General features: G+C 60.6%; 1 protein-coding gene. It reads right to left on the bottom strand.

Going from position 1 to position 274, the window contains the following annotated elements; genetic code table 11:
• Nucleotides 1-30: 30 nt before the first annotated feature.
• Nucleotides 31-274 (bottom strand): 6,7-dimethyl-8-ribityllumazine synthase (locus HBA93_RS21120; protein WP_221724575.1); only part of this gene is annotated, 244 nt, incomplete at its 5' end.

The following is a 274-nucleotide window of genomic DNA, read 5'->3' as shown; positions in this document are numbered from 1 at the left end:
GGCCACAACCCCACCTTAAGCCCTCTGGGTCTACGATGGGCCAGACGCAAGGGCAGTGGACAACGCGGTGAGGGTAGCGATAGCTGCTTGGGCAGCCTCATAACCCTTGTCTTCGTGGGATCCCTCGAGCCCGGCACGGTCGAGGGCTTGGGCTTCATCGTCACAGGTAAGAATGCCGAAACCGATAGGGGTCTTGGTACGCACCGCGACGTCTGTAATACCGCGGGTAGCAGCGTCACAGACATAGTCGAAGTGCGGGGTTCCTCCCCGGATA

Origin of the sequence: Ochrobactrum sp. SFR4, from assembly GCF_019730395.1 — a bacterium.
GTDB lineage: Bacteria > Pseudomonadota > Alphaproteobacteria > Rhizobiales > Rhizobiaceae > Pseudochrobactrum.
The sequence above is the reverse complement of the archived record's forward strand: the minus strand, read 5'-3'. Positions and strand labels throughout refer to the sequence as shown.